At 62.6% G+C, this 17,575-nt stretch carries 14 protein-coding genes; 3 read left to right on the plus strand and 11 right to left on the minus strand.

The window, feature by feature from the left end:
• Window positions 1-9 precede the first annotated feature (9 nt).
• The 10 genes from Q3Y64_RS09445 to Q3Y64_RS09490 all read right to left on the minus strand — a co-directional run bounded on the left by Q3Y64_RS09445 (window position 10) and on the right by Q3Y64_RS09490 (window position 12,001).
• On the minus strand, window positions 10-708 hold the full coding sequence (locus Q3Y64_RS09445) for a phospholipase D-like domain-containing protein (RefSeq protein WP_303561288.1): 699 nt from the start codon (window positions 706-708) through the stop codon (window positions 10-12).
• Between the two features lie 8 nt (window positions 709-716).
• The gene (locus Q3Y64_RS09450; protein WP_101940426.1) at window positions 717-1,478 is read right to left on the minus strand and encodes a hypothetical protein; all 762 of its coding nucleotides are present in this window, start codon (window positions 1,476-1,478) and stop codon (window positions 717-719) included.
• Window positions 1,479-1,496: 18 nt separating this feature from the next.
• Window positions 1,497-6,755 (minus strand): DNA repair ATPase, encoded by a 5,259-nt coding sequence (locus tag Q3Y64_RS09455; RefSeq protein WP_303561291.1) that lies wholly within the window; start codon window positions 6,753-6,755, stop codon window positions 1,497-1,499.
• A 44-nt stretch (window positions 6,756-6,799) separates the two neighbouring features.
• On the minus strand, window positions 6,800-7,342 hold the full coding sequence (locus Q3Y64_RS09460) for a zf-TFIIB domain-containing protein (protein ID WP_303561293.1): 543 nt from the start codon (window positions 7,340-7,342) through the stop codon (window positions 6,800-6,802).
• Window positions 7,342-7,581, minus strand: a complete 240-nt coding sequence (locus Q3Y64_RS09465; protein WP_101940429.1) for a hypothetical protein — start codon at window positions 7,579-7,581, stop codon at window positions 7,342-7,344. The genes Q3Y64_RS09460 and Q3Y64_RS09465 overlap by 1 nt, the downstream gene beginning before the upstream one ends.
• 15 nt (window positions 7,582-7,596) lie before the next feature.
• Window positions 7,597-9,699 (minus strand): flotillin family protein, encoded by a 2,103-nt coding sequence (locus Q3Y64_RS09470; protein WP_303561295.1) that lies wholly within the window; start codon window positions 9,697-9,699, stop codon window positions 7,597-7,599.
• A gap of 64 nt (window positions 9,700-9,763) precedes the next feature.
• Window positions 9,764-10,387 carry an OB-fold-containig protein gene (locus Q3Y64_RS09475; protein ID WP_216821612.1) on the minus strand — a complete coding sequence of 208 codons (624 nt, stop codon included), beginning with the start codon at window positions 10,385-10,387 and terminating at the stop codon, window positions 9,764-9,766.
• A 112-nt stretch (window positions 10,388-10,499) separates the two neighbouring features.
• Window positions 10,500-10,841, minus strand: coding sequence for a hypothetical protein (locus Q3Y64_RS09480; protein WP_101940432.1), 342 nt, complete (start codon window positions 10,839-10,841; stop codon window positions 10,500-10,502).
• Window positions 10,838-11,572 (minus strand): PspA/IM30 family protein, encoded by a 735-nt coding sequence (locus Q3Y64_RS09485; RefSeq protein WP_303561299.1) that lies wholly within the window; start codon window positions 11,570-11,572, stop codon window positions 10,838-10,840. The genes Q3Y64_RS09480 and Q3Y64_RS09485 overlap by 4 nt, the downstream gene beginning before the upstream one ends.
• Before the next feature lie 12 nt (window positions 11,573-11,584).
• Window positions 11,585-12,001: a DUF2170 family protein gene (locus Q3Y64_RS09490; protein ID WP_101940434.1), complete on the minus strand. Its 417-nt coding sequence runs from the start codon at window positions 11,999-12,001 to the stop codon at window positions 11,585-11,587.
• Between the two features lie 393 nt (window positions 12,002-12,394).
• On the opposite strand from Q3Y64_RS09490, the gene Q3Y64_RS09495 reads away from it, so the two are divergent.
• The 3 genes from Q3Y64_RS09495 (at window position 12,395) to Q3Y64_RS09505 (ending at window position 15,872) form a co-directional block, all read left to right on the plus strand.
• Entirely contained in the window at window positions 12,395-13,444 is a 1,050-nt protein-coding gene (locus Q3Y64_RS09495; protein WP_303561303.1) for a hypothetical protein, read from the plus strand.
• Between the two features lie 223 nt (window positions 13,445-13,667).
• On the plus strand, window positions 13,668-14,726 hold the full coding sequence (locus Q3Y64_RS09500; protein WP_303561304.1) for a hypothetical protein: 1,059 nt from the start codon (window positions 13,668-13,670) through the stop codon (window positions 14,724-14,726).
• A 132-nt stretch (window positions 14,727-14,858) separates the two neighbouring features.
• On the plus strand, window positions 14,859-15,872 hold the full coding sequence (locus Q3Y64_RS09505) for a Fe(3+) ABC transporter substrate-binding protein (RefSeq protein ID WP_101940437.1): 1,014 nt from the start codon (window positions 14,859-14,861) through the stop codon (window positions 15,870-15,872).
• 46 nt (window positions 15,873-15,918) lie between these two features.
• Here the strand turns inward: Q3Y64_RS09505 and Q3Y64_RS09510 are convergent, their stop codons facing one another.
• A complete protein-coding gene (locus Q3Y64_RS09510) occupies window positions 15,919-17,571 on the minus strand; it encodes a GGDEF domain-containing protein (protein ID WP_303561307.1) in 1,653 nt (550 codons plus the stop codon).
• Between the last annotated feature and the right edge of the window lie 4 nt (window positions 17,572-17,575).

Here is a 17,575-nt window from a genome sequence, read left to right on the forward strand (position 1 = left end):
AGGCAAACTTCAGTTGCCCAAAGCACTCCAGAGCTGTTCGAACTGGGTGGAGAAGGCCGCCACGAGCGCCGCATCCTTGCTCACGACGAGGTTTTCCTCATTGCTGTGCGCGGCACTGCGCGTCCAGTTGTAACTACCGTTGAGAAGGTAGCTCTGATCGAGCAGCGCGAACTTGTGATGCATGTGGGCGGTGCTGCGATCAACGCGGACCGGAATGCCGGACTGCCGCAGCGCGGCGATGTCACTGCCGACATCGTCTTCCTTTTCGTTGTCGGTAATCAGGCGGATACGTACGCCACGCCGATATGCTGCGTGGATCTCTTCGCTGATCCGGTCGTCCGAGATCGTGAACACGCAGATGTCGATCTGCCTGGCAGCCTGGCGCAGGCGTTGCAGGATGGCGTTCAGGCAGTCCTGGCCCGGGCTGAAGAAAACCGCGTGGCTGGCGCTAGCAGGGGCTGGGCGCGCGGAATCAAGCGCCCGCATCACGCCCTCCAGCCAACGCAAGATATCCTGCACGGCAGCGTCCTCGCCCAGATGCTGGCGGGCAATTGCAAACGCGAGCTTGCGCACATGGCGCAGATTCTCTTCGAGTGGCCGTACCTCTCGCAGCACTTCAGTCAGGCCGCGCCGCTCTTCTTCGCTGAGGCGCTGATCAACAAAACTGGCTTCGAGCCGGTTAATGGCTTCTTCAAGGTGGGCGTGCATGGCGGCGCTCAGGATCGTCCGGACTTCTTCTTGCTGCCCGCTTCGGGCGCGCTGACGCCGATCCAGCTCTTGACCAGCATGCCGAGCCCGAGCCCGCCAATGAACACCAGCCAGAAAAGCAGCGCCGGCATCTGTTCCAGCCCGCTGTGCAGATTCATGCCGAATACGGCCGATACGCTCATCAACGGAAAGGCGATAGCGGCCAGGGTATTGAGCTTGTGCTGGGCCCGGTTGCCAGCCTCTGCGGCCCGGGTCTGTTCCTCAGCGCTGCGTGCCAGGCGGAACTCCAGCGCCAGGCGGGCATCCGCCAGCAGAAGCTCGAAACCACGCGCGATCTCGACGCTGCGATCTCGAAAATCGATGATGCGCGGGTCGTTGCCCAGTTGCTCGCGGGCAGACTGCAGAGCAGCCTTCATGTTGGCAGAGGCACGTGCAATCGGAATCAGGCTGTCAATGATGGCAAACAGCGCGTCGATGCCGTGTGCTTTCTCGAAGCGCCCTTCCAACTCGGCATGCAGGCCGAGATAGTCCTCCAGGTATTTGTTCAGAGCATGCTCGCCGCGATCCAGCCCCTTGTGCATCCACTTGCCTTCGGGCAGCCGCAGGAAGACTTCGTGCTCACGCTCGTTGCCATCGCCACGCGGCGGCGTGTGCAGCACGAGCAGCAAATGCCCGGCCTCGAAGATGGCACGCTGGGCGCCCCAGCTCTCGCTGCCCAGGCGAGCGTTGATAGCCTCTGGCAGGGGCCAGGCATACTGGGTTCGCTTCATTCGCTTGCTTCTCCTCGCTCAGGCCTTGTCACCGGATTTGCTGCGGACAGCCCCGGCTTCGAGTGATTTTTCAAGTTTTTCAACGTAACCGGACATGCGCTTCATTTCTTCCCACAGCGTATGGTCCAGTTTCATCTTGTGATAAGTGGCCGTCACCAACGGCAGCAGCACCCGATCGTAGGCGTCCGTCATGCCTTTGAGGGACTCGCCCAAGCCAGCCAGATCCGGCGCAGCGTTCGTGATGGTGATCTTGGGCTTGATCGCGCCAAGCGTTTCCGCCAGTGCCGTAAGCCCCTGGCGCAGGCTGTCATCCAGGCGCGAATCGCGCTTGAGACCGTCGACGGCCCGGGCCAGATCGAGCACGGTATTGGCAATTCGCGTGCTGCCATCATCGCTGCTACCGAGTTTGCGAAGGCGCATGAACTCTTCCCGGATTTCCTGCCAGCGCGCCTGCTCTTCAGGCGTTGGCGCTTCAAGCAGGTGGGCCAGCTTGAGCAGGTTCTCTTCGGCGCCGGTCGTGAGGGTCTGGGCCTCACCGCGATAGTGGTCACGCAGCAGGGAATCCAGCTCCTGATCCGTCATCAGGGGCGTAATCCGCGCGGCAAGCTTGCTCATGTTGCGGTAACTGCCCTGCAGCTTGAAAGGCGGTTCGCTGCGGTAATCCTCCTGCTGCGCGGCTGACGCGATGTAGCTGGCATTCACCTTCAGCAGCATGTTGCGAGCACGGAACAGGCGCTGCAGCAGGGCTGTGAGCTCATCCAGTTCCTGAGCGCTGTAAGCATGCGAAAACTCGCTGCCTGCCACTTCCTCGCCTTCGGCCAGGCGCACCAGGCGGTGCACATCCTTCGGGTCGCGCGAGGCCAGCGGCAGCAATACCGGATTGGCGGTGATCGCGTTCTCGATGTAGGACAGCGCAAACACCGCTTCGCGGCCCGCCAGCACATCGCCGAGGTTGTAGATATCCGCGCGGTTGGCCAGCATGTCCGGGATCCGGAACACATCGCCCGACTCGGTATAGGGATTGCCTGCCATCACCACGGCGAAGCGTTTGCCGCGCATGTCGTAAGTGCGAGGCTGGCCGTCCCATACGCCTTCGATGCGGCGCGTACCATCGGCAAGTGCAATGAATTTCTGCAGGAATTCCGGACTGGTGTGCTGGATGTCATCCAGATACAGCATCACATTGCTGCCCATGGCGAGGCCGAGGTTGAGCTTCTCCAGCTCCTGCCGGGCCGCAGCATGGGCAGCGCTGGCCGGGTCCAGCCCGGTCACCTCATGCCCCAGCACCGGGCAGTTGATACGCACGAAAACCAGGCCCAGACGGTCCGCCACATACTCCATCAGGGTGGTCTTGCCATAGCCCGGTGGCGAGATCAGCAGCAGCATGCCCATGCGATCGGTGCGATTGCCTTCACCCACCGTACCCAGTTGCTTGGCGAGGTTATCGCCCACAATGGGCAGATAGACTTCATCGATCAGGCGGTTGCGCACAAAGGTGGCCAGAGGTTTGGCCTGGAACTGGGCCAGACGCAGGCGCGTCTTCTCGCGGCCGATCAGTTCCTGGCGCAAGGCCTGCAAGGCAGTAAAGGCCGGCACCACGCTGCGGCAGTGCGCGATGTAGCGTTGCCAGAAATCATTCAGGTTCAGACGCAATACACCGCCGACGATACACGGATGTTCACCGAGCAGGCCTTGCAGCTCCCGGTCCAGCTGGGCGTTCACACGCAGGCGCTGGGCCGGCTGGGCCAGCTGGATGGCCGCGTCGGGCACCCAGGCTGCAGCCGACTGCGCTTGTGCCGCATCGAAGGCGCGCAGCCATTCACAGGCTAGCGCCCAACGCTCGGCAGGCTGGGCGTGGGCAAGATCCTGCTGCCAGGCGCTGAGCTTGCCGGCCCGCTCGAGCTGGCGGACGAGTTCAGCCGCCAGATCCTCCCCGGCAGCCGCAATCACCCAGGCCTCCACGCCACGCTCGCTGGCCAGCTGGCTGACCAGATATTCGGCAGCGCGCTCCTGCAGCGTCAGCACCGCTGCCTCATCGAGTCCATCTGGCAAACCAAAGCGCAGCATGAAGCCAGCCATGCTGCGGGCCACCTCGCCCACCAGACGCTCAAAGCTGGCCCGTGCGCCAAACAGCGTCCGCATCTGCTCGGCGGCGCGGGCTCCGCGCGCCCAGGTGTCACGCTCGGCATCGAAGCAGCCGTGGAACCAGAACAGCTGAGCCCAGGCCCGCTCCAGCGGCCCAAACGCGAGCAGACCCGCTTCAGACTGCATGCTGACCAGATGCGTCAGGATCTGCAGGGCATCGCTGTCGTGCACACCCTTCTGATATCCATCCTGATAGCGCTCGGCAGCGTGTTTGCGCACCAGCTCAGCAAGCTGTGCCGCGCCTTCCGACTGTGAGCACAGCGTTTGCAGCGCATCCCATGCCACCGGCCCCCGGCCTTCCAGCACGGACTCCAGCAAGCTGCCAGCCAGGTACTCGGCACGGTACAGGGCTGCACTCTCGGAGATCAGGCTTTGCTGCCAGTAGGCTTTGAGTGCATCCAGACGCGCATCCGCAACCGGCGCGAAATAGTCGGTACCGGTGAGGTGGTAGAAGAGGCTGCCATCGCGCGGCGCCAGCGTGATATCCAGCGCCTGACGGCTGACCGTGAAAGCGTGCTTGCCCAGGCGCAGTGCATTGCCACCATCACTGACCAGTTCGGCGCGATCCCGAACTGCACGCTGGGCCTGATCGCGTGCAGTTTTCAGGCGCGTATCCAGCTCATCTGCGGCCACGGCGGCGTTCATGGCCCGCAGCTCTTCGATCAGCTTGCGCAGCTTGCCGAGCAAGGGGTCACCGGCAAAGTAGCTATGCACGGCGGGCAGATCAATCAGTTGCGCGACACGCCGCTGCACACCCTCCAGGATCCGCTCGGCCGCATCCACCAGCGCCTGGCTGCGGCGCTGGCGCGCTTCGAGCAGACTCTGCTTGCGCGCGGTGATGGCCTCATAGACCGATTCGCGCTTGCTGGCGATATCGGCGATGTAAGCCTCCTGCTCGATGAAGCGCCCTTCAAGCTCCTCAAGCTGGGCCAGCAGACGCGTCAGCGCGTCATCACACTTCTCCGGCGTGTCGGCAAAATCCAGCGCGTTCTCGACAGCCTGCCCGAACAGCTTGAACTGCGCGCCGAACTCCGCCGCGGATTCAGTTGCCCCCAGCCCTTTACGGGTGCGACGTGCTTCGGCTCGCAGGCGGTTGGCTTCGGCATACACCGCGCCAATCTGGTCCAGGATGCGGGTGCGCATCACCGCATCGCCACCGGGCAGGCTGCCCAGCTGCTCGGTGAGCAGATCGAGACCGCTGGCCGTTTGATCCAGCGCCGCCAGCATTCGATCAATCTCGCTGGTGTTGGCAGCCTGCAACAATTCGCCAGCCTGCCTGGCGAGCGCCTCGCGATAGCCATTGAAGGCGGCATCCCCCGCCAGGAACTGCACGGCACGCTCGCCCACCCGGCCCTGTTCGGCCGCCAGATCGGCATCCAGCGTATCGATCACGCCCAGCTCGACATAGCGCAGCTCGCGCAGGGACAGCAACTTGCCACGCTGCTCACGCAGGCGGCCCAAGGCCTGCACGAAATCATCCGGTTTGTGCCAGAGCATGCTGGCCACATCGGTCATCAATATCCGCTGCTCACTCTGGGCACGCGTGAGTGCCGCCGCCGATTCGCGCCGGATGCTGTCGACTTTCTCGAACTCGTCGAGCGTCTGCCGGGCGCCTTCTGCAATCTGCTTCAGGCCGGAAAGCAGGCCGCCTGCCTCGTTAGCATCAAGCCAGAAGTAAGCGTCCTGCACACGCACACACTGACGGATCAGATCTTCGTAGGCCGTGCGGGTAGGGGTTTGTTCGCGCAGGGCACGCGCAATGGCCATCAGTTCGGATATGCCGCGAACCAGCTCAGCATTGCCGACGCGACCAAAAAATCCTTGCGCCTTGGGGGAAGCCGCCGCGTGTTCCTCGCTGCAAAAGGGCGTCTGCCACAGCTGCATGGGGTGAACGCGGGTCGGCTCACCGCTATCGGCCATGAAGACCAGCACCCGGCCATCCGGATAGCGTGCGTAGCCATTGGCGAGAATGGGCGTGGCCAGACTCTTGTTGATCAGGTTGTAGGTGAACAGGCCGTAGTGGCCGATGCCCGGCGCATAGAAGACGTACAGCACATCCTCGCCATTGGGCGAACGGATCATGCGCTTGAAACGCAGGTTGTCGACCACCTCACCGGGCATGTCGAAACGCTTCGATTCGCCGGACTGCAGGTAATAACCACCGGGGAAAATGATGCCGTGGTCTTCCGGCAACTGCACGCAGGCCTTGCCAATGGCATCGATGCGGAGCACTTGCTGGGTGCGGATGTTGTAGACCAGATAACGTTCGAGCTGCTCGCGATACGGGCGCACGCGCAGCAGGATCAGCGAACCGAGCCTGGCATAGGCAATCTCGGCGTCCGCCAGAGACTGATTACGATCCTCGACCGGCTCGGAATGGATGCCCAGCCCGGTCTCGCTATTGTTCTCGATCTTGATCGTGAGATCCCCGCCAACCGTTTCCACGAACACGGTGTCAAGGATGTTCACATGCGGATGCTTGCCGCCCACGTGATCTTCGCGGGTGGTGGGAATCCACTCGAAATCGTGGGTCGGCGGCAAAGCCATGTCGCGCTCACCACGATTGTCGATGTAAGTAAGCGCGCCATCCCGATCGATGTTCCAGCGGAACACCCGCACATCACCCAGCTGTGCACCAATCCGGAAAGCCGCGAGCAACTTGTCCTGCGTCACCCGCAACTGGATCAGCTGCGCCTGCTTGTAGTAGGCGTAGAGCTCGCGAAAATCGGAACCGAAGCGCGTGTCCTCGAGGAAGCTGCCGGCCAGCGGCACGCTTTCCAGCTCATCGGCGCCCTCGCTGGAGGCCAGCCGATACAGAGCAAACACGTCGCCAGGCGCGGTTTCACGGCGCAGGCCCAGGGTGACGTTGAAACCGAACAGCAGCAGCTCGCCGATGCGCACGATGTCGCGCGCCACGCAGTTGTTTTCGGTGCGCGCACGCGCGCGCAGGATCAGCGCCTGATCAGACTTGCCGAAGGCTGCGACGCGCGCAGCATTGAGCGCAGAAGCCTGGGCCAGCAGCACATCGCCCTGATCGCTCAAGCGTTTCTTGAGCAGATCGTAGCTGCTGCTGCCAGCCAGCATGCTTTCGGCCTGGCTGCTTGCGGGTTGCGTTTGTGAGGTGTCGTCCATCTTCGCCATCTTGAATGTTCAGCGCCCCCGCAAGCGGGGCTTGATTACCAACCTGCGCGCAGCAACGCAATCAACTCATCGCGCTGCGCTTGGCCATCAAGCCATTCGCGCACGCGTTTGATCTCGTCAATACAGGCATCACCATGTTTGCTGCGCAGGCCAGCTTCGCGCCGCGCACGCAGTTCATCGCCCTGCACGCGTCGCTGCCAGGCTGCACTGACGATCTCGCCGAGCCGGGTCGCCAGCCCTGCCTGGGCCAACGCCTGCCACTCGCCTTTGTCCAGCCACACCAGCTGGCAGGCCGGGCAGTGGTCGACGCGAAAATCCGGTGTCATGCCTGCGCGATAGCGCTGCATCAGGCGGGTACAGGCAGGGCACGCCCGCGCCGATGGACTATCGCTCAGCGCCGGCGCGGCCTCTCCAGGCAAGGCTGAAACTGCCGCGGCTTCACGCCAGTGGCGATGATCGGCCATGCCCAGCAGCACACCACCACAGGCTTCGCATTGCTGCGCCGGCAAGCCGGGCGCGAGCTCGACACGCACCAGCTCAGCGCGTGGCGCACAGTTGCAAACAACGCGCGCGCCCATCAGATGCCCGTTGCCGCGCGTACGGCGTCGATCTTTGCGAGCATGTCCGGCGTCAGCTCATCGGTCTTGAGGCGACGCAGGATGTTGCGCAACACGCGCTTCTCGTTGGCATCCACCACACCATCGCGCAAAGCGACATCGACCAGCTTCTGCAACTCGTCCACGCGCAGCTTGCCATCGTCGGAAAAACACTCGATGGAGCGGAAGGCTATCTCCAGGTAATCACGGTTCTCGCTCATTGCATCGGCTCCTTGTTACTTGCGGAAACCATCGATCAGGGTCTGCAGCGCAGCCTTCTGGCTGTCATTGCCATCGCGCGCCACCTTGGTCAGCAAAGCCGCCACGCTGAGGTTCTGCAGCTCAGCTGCGGAGCCTCCGAGCGCACCAATGATGTCGCGCACATCACCCACCATGTCACGCTCACCGCTCAAGTGATCCTTGAGGCCGATCTTCAGCGTATCGCTCTTGGCAATCGCGCCGTCGATACCCTTGCCGATCGACAGGGCGCGCACGAAGCTGTCGAAGTAATCGCCCTGGCCTCCCACGATATCGATCTTGGCGTTGGCCAGTGCGGTGCCCAGTACCTCGGCCTGGTCCTTGGCGATGCCGCTCTGCGCTTCGATACCAGCCATGGTTTCGGTATGCGCGCGTTCCAGACGCATGCGGAATTCCTCGTGCTCGCGCGTGTCCTGGCTCATCGCCTTCATGGCATCGAACTTCTCGCGCAAGCCCTTGGCCTCAGCCTGGAAGCGGGCTTCAATGACCTGGGCTTCAGCCTGACCGGATTTGACAGTGGCATCGGCATCCGCACTGCGGACATGCACATCGGCCAAGCCAAGCTTTTCCTTGCCTTCGGCTTCGGCATCCATCTTGGCGCGCAAGGCGTCGGCTTCGGCCAGACCATATTTGCTGACGGCCTCGGCCTCGGCGATCTTCACCTTGGCATCGACCATGCCCTGCTTTTCCTTGGCATCGGCGGACACCATCAGAACCTTGGCGTCGGCCAAGCCCGGTGCGGCGGCCATGGCTTCCACGCCCTCGGCCTCGCGCTTCTTGCCCTCGGCCTGCTTCTCGGCCACCTTGAGCTTGGCTTCTGCCAGGGTCAGCTCCTCGGCCGCCTTGTGACGGGCACGCCGCTCCTCAGCCTCGGCCGCCTTCACTTCCAGCACCAGTTGCTCTTCTGCCTTGCCTTCGGCGGTGATTACGACGGCCTTCTTGGTGCGATCGGCCTCGGCCACGACACGCAATTCCTTGATCGCTTCTTCCTGCTCGGCAACCGTACGCTCAACCACGATGCGCTCACGCACCACGTCGGCAATCGCCTTCTTCTGCACTTCAACAGCCTTGTCCCGTTCGATTTCCTGCAGCGTGACTTCCTTCTCGCGATCCACAATCTCCAGCTCACGGGCCCGGGTGACCTTTTCCTCTTCGATGGCCACGGCACGCTTGCGGTTGTTCTCCGCCACTTCCTTCTCGCGCAGCACGTTTTCCTGCTGCACCGCGATCAGCTGTTCGGATTGCAGGCGCGCCAGTTCAGCCTTGGTGTGTTCCTCGGCGGCCACCTTGTCGGACTCGGCTTTTTCACGCGCCCGCACATTGGCAACCTCGCGTGCCTGGCGAGCTTCTGCGTCGGCCTGCTGACGCTCCAGTTCGAGCAGGGTTTCCTTGGTTTCAACGTCTTTCTTCTTGATCTGCATCTCTTCGTTACGACGCAGTTCATTGGTGCGCACATTTTCGACCGCTGTCAGCTCGGTAATCTTCTTGATGCCCTGGGCATCGAGGATGTTGTGCGGATCGAGCTTGGAGAGCGGCGTCTGCTCAAGGTAATCAATGGCTGCGTCTTCCAGCACATAGCCGGAAAGATCATCGCCAATCTGGCGGATGATCTCGTCGCGGAACTTGTCACGCGCCTGATAGAGCTCGACGAAATCCATCGCCTTGCCGACCGTCTTGAGGGCTTCGGAAAACTTGGAGGAAAACAACTCTTCGAGCGTCTCCGGGCTGGAGGCACGCTCGCAGCCGATCCCCTGTGCCACCTTGAGCACGTCTTCGGAAGTCTTGTTCACCCGCACGAAGAACTTCACCTTGATATCGGCGCGGATGTTGTCCTGGCAGATCAGGCCTTCATTGCCGGTGCGGTCGATCTCCACCGTCTTGAGCGCGATATCCATCATCTCGGCCTTGTGGATGATGGGATACACCATGCGGCCGGTGAAAGTGACCTCGGGCTCAGCACGCAGGGTGTTCACGATCATCGCGTAGCCCTGTTCCACCTTGCGGTAGAACTTGGCAAACATCGCGAAGATGACCAGCAGAAAGAGAGCGCCCAGGCCTGCGGCGACGTAAATCGGTTCCATGAAAGATCCTCAGGATAAGAAGGATGGAGAGTGACTAGTGACGGGGTGTGATGAAGGACTGCGCTCAGGGCTCGGCTGCGACCTGATAGCGGCCGGTATCGGCTTCGTATTCAAGAATCCTTGCACTGGCGCCTTTGCCCAGGGTGTTGGGAGTGGCCGCCCAGACCCGGATGTTGATCGACGCACCATTCGTGGCCACTTCGGCACGGCCGAATTTTTCGGTTACCGAGCCGGTCAGGATGCGACAGCTCTGGCCCACGATGCTGGCGTTGGACACCGCGTTATGGCTGACGAAGAGCTTGCGCAAAGGGCGCACGATGCGAGCGGTCAGCACGATGGCCAACGCGAGTGACAGCAGCAGGATCAGTGTTCCTGCCAGCAGACCGGGCAGCTTGCCGGGCAGCAAGGGCAGCAGCCATTCTGCGGCGGTGCAGGTGAGCGTCCAGGAAATCAGGGTCAGCAGGCTGACAACGATGGAGAAAGGCACGCCGTTGAGCCCCATGGCGAGGATGTAGCTGGCCAGCACGCTGATGTCGCCGGCATCACCATCCAGTTGCGCATCGGTATCGATCTCGATGCCGCTGGTTTCGAAATCCACCAGGCCGACCAAGGCCAGCAACCAGTAGAAGACGACGACCAGCAGCAAGGCGCTCAGTATCGCTGTCGGATAACTGAAAGCCGCTGCCATAAAACTCCCCATGATTCCCCCGTACCATCCGGGCCACGCCAGGCGCCCTGTTATGCGATGCAATCCGCTTGGAGGCGGATTCTCCTTGCCAGACCTTGCAGGCGGCGCAGGTCTAGCCAGACCTGCCCTTTTGTCCATGCTGCGCAAAGGCAATCAATTCTCGTGTCACACGCTCCTTGATGGCCAGCCGCTCATCTGCAGGCACGCCATAGCGAGCACCGAGCATCTCGTAATCCGCCTGCGCCAGCGAAACCGTCAGGCGTGGCCGCTTGGGGCGGCTCGAAACAGGCAAGCCCAAAATCTGGCGGATCTGGTCCGAGGTAGATAGATTCTGGTCAAAGGCCGCCTGGCGCACCGCCGACAGCACAGCCTCTTCCACATCGAAAGCCACCTGCACAGCCCGGATCGCTTCATCCGAGCTCTGCCAGCGCGCCGGCTTGTTGCTGACGCTCATTCGCTGACCGCCGGCTTATCGGCCTCACTCGAGGCCACGGAAGTTTCGGCGCGTGCCCGGATCCGGGCCAGGATGCCGGCCCTGCGATCGGCATCCGGACCAATGCCGGCCGCCGCCAGCTTGGCTTCCAGCGCCTTGCTGCCCACTTCGCGCTCCAGTTGCTCGGCAGCCGTCATGCGATCCGACAGGTCTTCGTGACGCTGGCGAATGCGTTCGAGCGACTCCTTGGCACTGAGCAGCTTGGAGCCGGTGCCATCCACGCTATCGGCAATGGAGCGCGTGGCGCGATAGACGCTCTCGGTCGTCTTGGCCATCACGATCTGGCGCTCATGCTCGCGGATCTTTGCCTCAGCGCCCTTGATCAACTCCTTCAGGCGTGCGACCTGCACGGCATAGCTGGCATGCGCCTTGGTCTGCTCATTCAGTTCAAGTTCCAGCTCGTCGACACGGCCAGCCACCTCCTCCGCCAGCGTGTCCTGCTGTTTGGTGAGGGCTTCCAGTGCCAGGGCCTCATAGCGGGCGACTTCACCACGCAGGCGCTCGATCTCACGGGCACTCTGCATTTCCTTGGCCATCACACCTGTCAGATCGCCACGTGCCTGCGCCACGTTGTGCTTGGCGTCGAGAATTTCCTGTTCGTAGATGCGTGTGGCGTTAGCGTCTACAACGCTCTCACCAATCTCGCGCACGCTGCTGCGCATCAAGGTTGCCAGTTTCTTCAGTACAGACATGATCGCCTCCGCTCAATTCAAGAATTCGGACATCGCGTCCAGCGCGTCAATGGCGTTGTCGCTCAAGGCGGCCACGTCCTGCGCTACGTCCTCGGCCCGCGCATTGCGCGACAGGGCTCCCAGGAGCACGTAGTGCTTGCCCACCCGCCCAAAGGATGACAAGGGCACCGAGGGATTGAGATCCAGCAGGGTCTCGAGCAATTCCGTCCGCCGCTCGGCACGCACATCCTCATCGGCCCACAGGTAACACATGCACAGCACCTGGCTGTCGGAGCAGGTCACATAGATCGGCAAGGCGTCACGCTGCTCAATGCTCACCTGAATCACCTCCACATCGCCCGGGATCGGCTGCAGTTGGACGCTCAAGCCGCCGAGTGCAGCACTCGTCATCAGATCCAGTCCACGCAACTGTTCTTGCAGGGTTTTCATGATCGTTCTCACCGCCTCCTGAATATGTCGAAGCAATAGGGTGATTCGAGATTAGAAGTTTAGACATAAAATGTCAAGACATAAAATGTCATGGCTTGCATGCGCAACGAGGGCACCAGGCTTCCATAAAGCCCCAGAAAATAGAGCAGGGCGTGCGCCTCTGGTGCAGACTTGGCCACTTGTTCAGGACACCGCGCGCGACCTCCGCTCAATCAGCTCAAGCCGCCGCTGGTCATGACATGGACTACGAGCGTGACTTTTGTCACAGATAGAAGCCCTGCGTTCGTCGGAACTTGCGGGCAAGCAAGGGCATGAAAAGTCACTCTAGGCATAATCGCGAATCACAAAAAATTTGCCGGATTCGCGATCGGCCATGAAAGCGCAGGGGGAGTGATGTATCGCATCGAGTTCAACGGAGTCTTGCTACCCGGCTTTGATCCGCAGATCGTACGGATGGATGTCGCGGTGCGCCTGCGTCTGCAGGAAAAACAGGTTGACCGCCTGTTTACGGGCAAGACCGTGGTACTCAAGAAAGCAGTCGCCGAAGCCAGCAGCCAGGCTTATCTGACCGAGCTGCGCGGCATGGGGCTGGACGCCCGGCTGGTGCCGCTGGCGCAGGAAGAGGCGCCGCGCAAAGACGGTAGCGAGTTCAAGGCGGTGTTCTGGGGACGCCTGCTGCCCGGCTTCGAACGCACCGCCGTGATGGCCGCCGCCGCCAAGCGCCTGCGGGTGAGTCCGGCTCAGTTGATGCAGATGTTCAGCGGCTCGAAGGTCGTGCTCAAGCGCGGCATCACCGGCGACCAGGGCTCTCGCCTGGTGGTGGGGCTGGCGCTGATCGGCATGCAGATCGAACTCGAAATGGAGCAGGCCGCGCCGGAGGCTGCCGCCGCGCTGGAGGCCCAGACGCCGGCTTCGGAGGGGGAAGATGATCCGCAGTTCGGCGCCCTGTTGCGCACGGCCTGTGATCTCTCGGGTACGGCATTTTCTGGCTACGACGTATCTTCGAACGTGGCGCATGAGGAGCCCGCCGAGGAAATGCCCGTTCCGGTCATGCCACCGCCGCCCGCACGGCGTGGCACCGAAGGGTATGCGTCAGCCAATCAGGACGGCTACCTGAACTGCCCGCGCTGCGGCCTGTATCAGCCGCAGGCCGCGCAATGCACGAAGTGTGGTGTCGACTTGCCGGCACGTCGGCCTTATGGCGGCCGCCAACCCGTGTTCCACGATGCTGCACCCACCACGCTGGTGACACCGGCCGAAGCGGCCCGCCCCTATCTGTCACCACAGGAAAGGCCGCGTGCCAAAGGGCCCTCGCTGCACACCCTGATGGAAGAGCAGGAGCTGCAGGAGGAGGAGGAAGCACCCGCCCGGCGTTCCCGCCTGCCACTGCTGATCGCCGCCGCTGTCGTCGTGGCAGCCCTGGTCTGGGGGCTCATGCGCTGACCCGTGATGCGGCCGGGACGACCTGCCCCGAGCCCGGTCGTGATGAAACATTGAGCCTGTAGGCATAGTACTTTTGTTGTACATAGGCGACGCTCAACTTCTCGGCGGCAAAAGTCTGGCGCGGTTGGTGAATGCCCTAATGGGCCTGCAGGTTAAGATTGCCCAAGATGATTCAAAACACCCGCTTGCGGCGGGGAACAAGAAGAATTGCGGGGGAATCTCGATGTACAACATTGTATTTAGTGGTCGCCTGCTGGATGGGCATGCGCCGGAAAAGGTACAGGCAGCCGTCGCCAAGCGCCTCGGGCTGAACCCGCCGCAGGTCGAACGCCTGTTCAGTGGCCGCAAGGTTGTGCTCAAGAAGGGCGTCACTGAAGAGTCCGCCAAGCTTTATCTGTCCGTGCTGCACGGCCTCGGCATGAATGCCGGAATGGCCCGCATCGCACGGGGCAACGCCTCGGTACAGGCACTGGCTACGTTCAAGGTCGTGTTCTGGGGGCGCACCCTCGATGGTTTTACGCGCGCCGCCGTGATGCAGGCCGCCGCCGCTCGCCTCAAGCTGAATCCGGCGCAGATCGTGCGCATCTTTGATGGCAGCAAGGCCGTTCTCAAGCGCGGAGTGAGTTCCGATGTGGGGAGCCGCTATGTGGTGGAACTGGCTCGCATCGGCATGCAGATCGATCTGGAAGTCGAGACCGAAGCGCCTGCCGTAGTGAGCGCTGCCGCACCCGTACCCCGCAAGACCAGTGAGGATCCTTACGCCGGCCTGCTCCAGACCCAGTTCGAGTTGCCCGGCACCACGGATGAGGCTGAGGAAATGCGCCCGGCGGCTCCGGCGGAAAGCGCACCAGTGATGCGCCATGTGCCTCAGCCGGCACGCGCTGCACAGCCGATTGCCGTGCCCGCAGCGAAGGCCGGCAGCAGCGTCATCGAATATGTACGCTGCGGCCAGTGCGGTAGCCGTCAGGCCAGCAGCACACGCTGCACGGTATGCGGCGTAGCCATGGAACGCCGCGCGGGCGAGCGTCGCCAGAGCCAGAAGCAGATTCCGATGGATGCCTCGGCCTATGCCACGCCAACCACCATCATGGGCAACATGCCGGAAGGCCTGGTGCGTCACAGCGCCGCAGTGGCCCGCCGCAGTACGCCCAGTCTGCGTGAGGAGCTGCATCACCAGCCACCGGTCAGCGCAGCCGTGCGCCAACGCTTCATCGATGAGCAGAAAAGCAAGCTGCTGGGTCTGACCTTACTGGTGATCGCCGGGATCTGGCTGATCTGGTAAGCACGCCGTAGATAAACACAGCCCGCTTCGACGGGCTTTGTTTTTTACTCCATTTGAGAATGGTTTGCATTAAGCAACACCGCTGCGTATGATCAAAAGCCGCTCCCAATCTTCCCCTTCAGGAGAGTCTTCATGCATAAGCTGTTCGCCGCTGCCCTGCTGGGCGGCCTTGCCAGCATGGCCGCCCAGGCTGCCGATACCGAGCTGAACCTGTATTCGGCCCGCCATTACCAGACCGACGAAGCCCTCTACAAGAACTTCGAGAAGGCCACCGGCATCAAGATCAACCGCATCGAGGCGCAGGAAGACGCGCTGCTCGAACGCATCAAGAACGAAGGCGCGAACAGCCCGGCCGACGTGTTCATCACCGTGGACGCCACGCGTCTGGCCAAGGCCGACGAACTGGGCATCTTTGCCGAAGTGAAATCGAAAGTGCTGGACAGCCGCATCCCGGCGCACCTGCGCACCGGCGAGTGGTTTGCCTTCTCCACGCGTGCCCGTGTGATCGTGTACAACAAGCTGTCGATCAAGGCCGAAGACGTGCAGACCTACGAGCAACTGGCTGATCCGAAGCTGAAAGGACAGGTCTGTGTGCGCGGTGGCATGCATCCCTACAACCTGTCCCTCGGCGCAGCGATGATTGCTCACGAAGGTGAGGCTAAGACCGAAGCCTGGGTGCGCGGGCTGGTCGCCAACTTCGCGCGGGCCCCCAAGGGCGGCGATACCGATCAGATCAAGGCCGTGGGTGCGGGTGAATGCGGCGTGGCGCTGGCCAACTCCTATTACGTGGCGCGCATGATGCGCTCCTCCGCCCCGGAAGACCGCAAGGCGATGGAAGCCGTAAAGGTGGTGTGGCCGAACCAGCAGAGCTGGGGCACGCATATCAATGTTTCGGGTGGCGGCATGCTCAAGACCGCACCGCACAAGGAAGCGGCCGTGAAGTTCCTCGAATATCTGGCCTCCGACGAAGCCCAGATCTACTTTGCCGACGGCAACAACGAATGGCCCACCGTGCCCAGCGTGAAGGTGAAGAACCCGGCGCTGGAACGCCTCGGCCCGTTCAAGGCGGATACGCTGGAAATCGGCAAGACCTCGAAGGGCGCGATTACCGCGCAGAAGATCTTTGACCGCGCTGGCTGGCGCTGAGCAAATCAGGTTCGAAGCAAAAAGCCCCGCCTTGTGCGGGGCTTTTTCATGCCTGCCCGGTCCACCATTGAAAGCGCCCTCGCCCGCTGCGCTTGACGATGTACAGCGCTTCGTCGGCGCGGCGAAGGATGTCCTGCGGATGGTCGTCTGCAGCGCCCTGCGCACCGCCGAGGCTGCAACCCACCCGCAGCGCCTGCGCATCCGCCATGAAGGGCCGTTCGAAGCAGCCAAGGATGCGCTGCGCCACGGTCTCTCCCACCTGATGCAGCTGGGCTCGCGGTGCCACCACCAGGACCACAAATTCGTCCCCTCCCAGGCGCGCCAGCATTTCACCGCTACGCACCACCTCCTGCAGACGTCGCGCCACATCACGCAGCAGCGCGTCGCCAATGCCATGGCCGTGGTTGTCATTCACCGCCTTGAAGCCATCCAGATCCATGGCCAGCACCGCCAGCCCTTCGCCGCTGCGGCGGGCTCGTTCAGCCGAAAGCTCCATGTGCAACTCCAGCGCACGTCGGTTGTGCAGGCCGGTGAGGACATCGCGGTGGGCGAGTTGCTGCATGTCATCGAGCGCTTGCTCCCGGTGCGTCAGGGTGTCCAGCATGTGCTGCAGCGCGCCGGAAAGACTATCGACCTCAGACAGATGAGAATCGCTGGCCGGAATCCGTGGCTCGGCGCCTTCGGTGATGGCTTCGGCGGCCTGCGCGATGCGCGCCAGCGGACGGGTAATGCGGCGGGCCTGGATGCAGGCCAGGCCTGTCACACCGAGCGTCAGCAGGAGTGCAGCGATAGCTAGCTGGATGCGTAGCTGGCGTACCGGGCTCAAAGCCCGGTCGCTGGGCTGGCGTACCAGTACCCGCCAGCCCAGCGCAGCCAGATGGTCGGGAGGTGGCATGTCGATCCAGGCAAACAGATGGCGCGGCTCGTCGGGCCAGGCTGCTTCATGCCAATGCGCCTTGCCAGCCCCGTCAGGCTTAGCCATTCCCTCCAGCGCGAGCATGCGTCCGACCTGCGGGTCCGGGCCGGCCAGTACCCGGTTTTCATGATTGAGGATCAGCAGCTCGACGCCACGCACACGATCAAAATCGGTCAGCATCTGTTCGAAGAACTGGCGCACCCAACTCCACGACAGATAGGTCGCCAGCACGCCGACATAGTTGTCGTGCTGGTCATACACCGGGCGGGCAATGTCGATGAAGCGCAAGGCCGCCTCGCCGTCCGGCGGTGGTCCCAGCAGGCGCGCGAGCAGCACGGCTTCATGCACGTCGCCGAGGAACAGACCTTTCTTGCCTTCGCTGAATACCGGCCGGGTGGCGATCGACTCGCCCTGCAGAAAACCATCGCTAGCCGCCTGCACACGGCCCTGGGCATCGGTACGGCCGATCCAGGCAAACGCGGGATGGCGCGTGCGCATCACATCAAAGGCCCGCTGGGCGCCTTCCCGGTCGTTCTCCCGATACCACGCTCCGTGGCTGGCCAGCAGGTCGACATCTGCCACACGCTCGGCAAGATTGGCTTCCAGAGTCGCTGCCATGCGTGCCGCCGCACGGGCCAGGGATTCCCCGATGACCTGGCGTTCCCGTTTCTCGGCCAGCACACCTAGCAGGATCATCAGACCGAGCGCCAGCGCGCCCAGCGGGATGGCCAGACGCAGGATCAGTTCGGTGCTGAAGTTTCGGCTGAAAGGAAGGAGGCGCATTCCC

It is taken from the genome of Uliginosibacterium sp. 31-12, from assembly GCF_030548425.1.
Lineage (GTDB): Bacteria > Pseudomonadota > Gammaproteobacteria > Burkholderiales > Rhodocyclaceae > Uliginosibacterium > Uliginosibacterium aquaticum.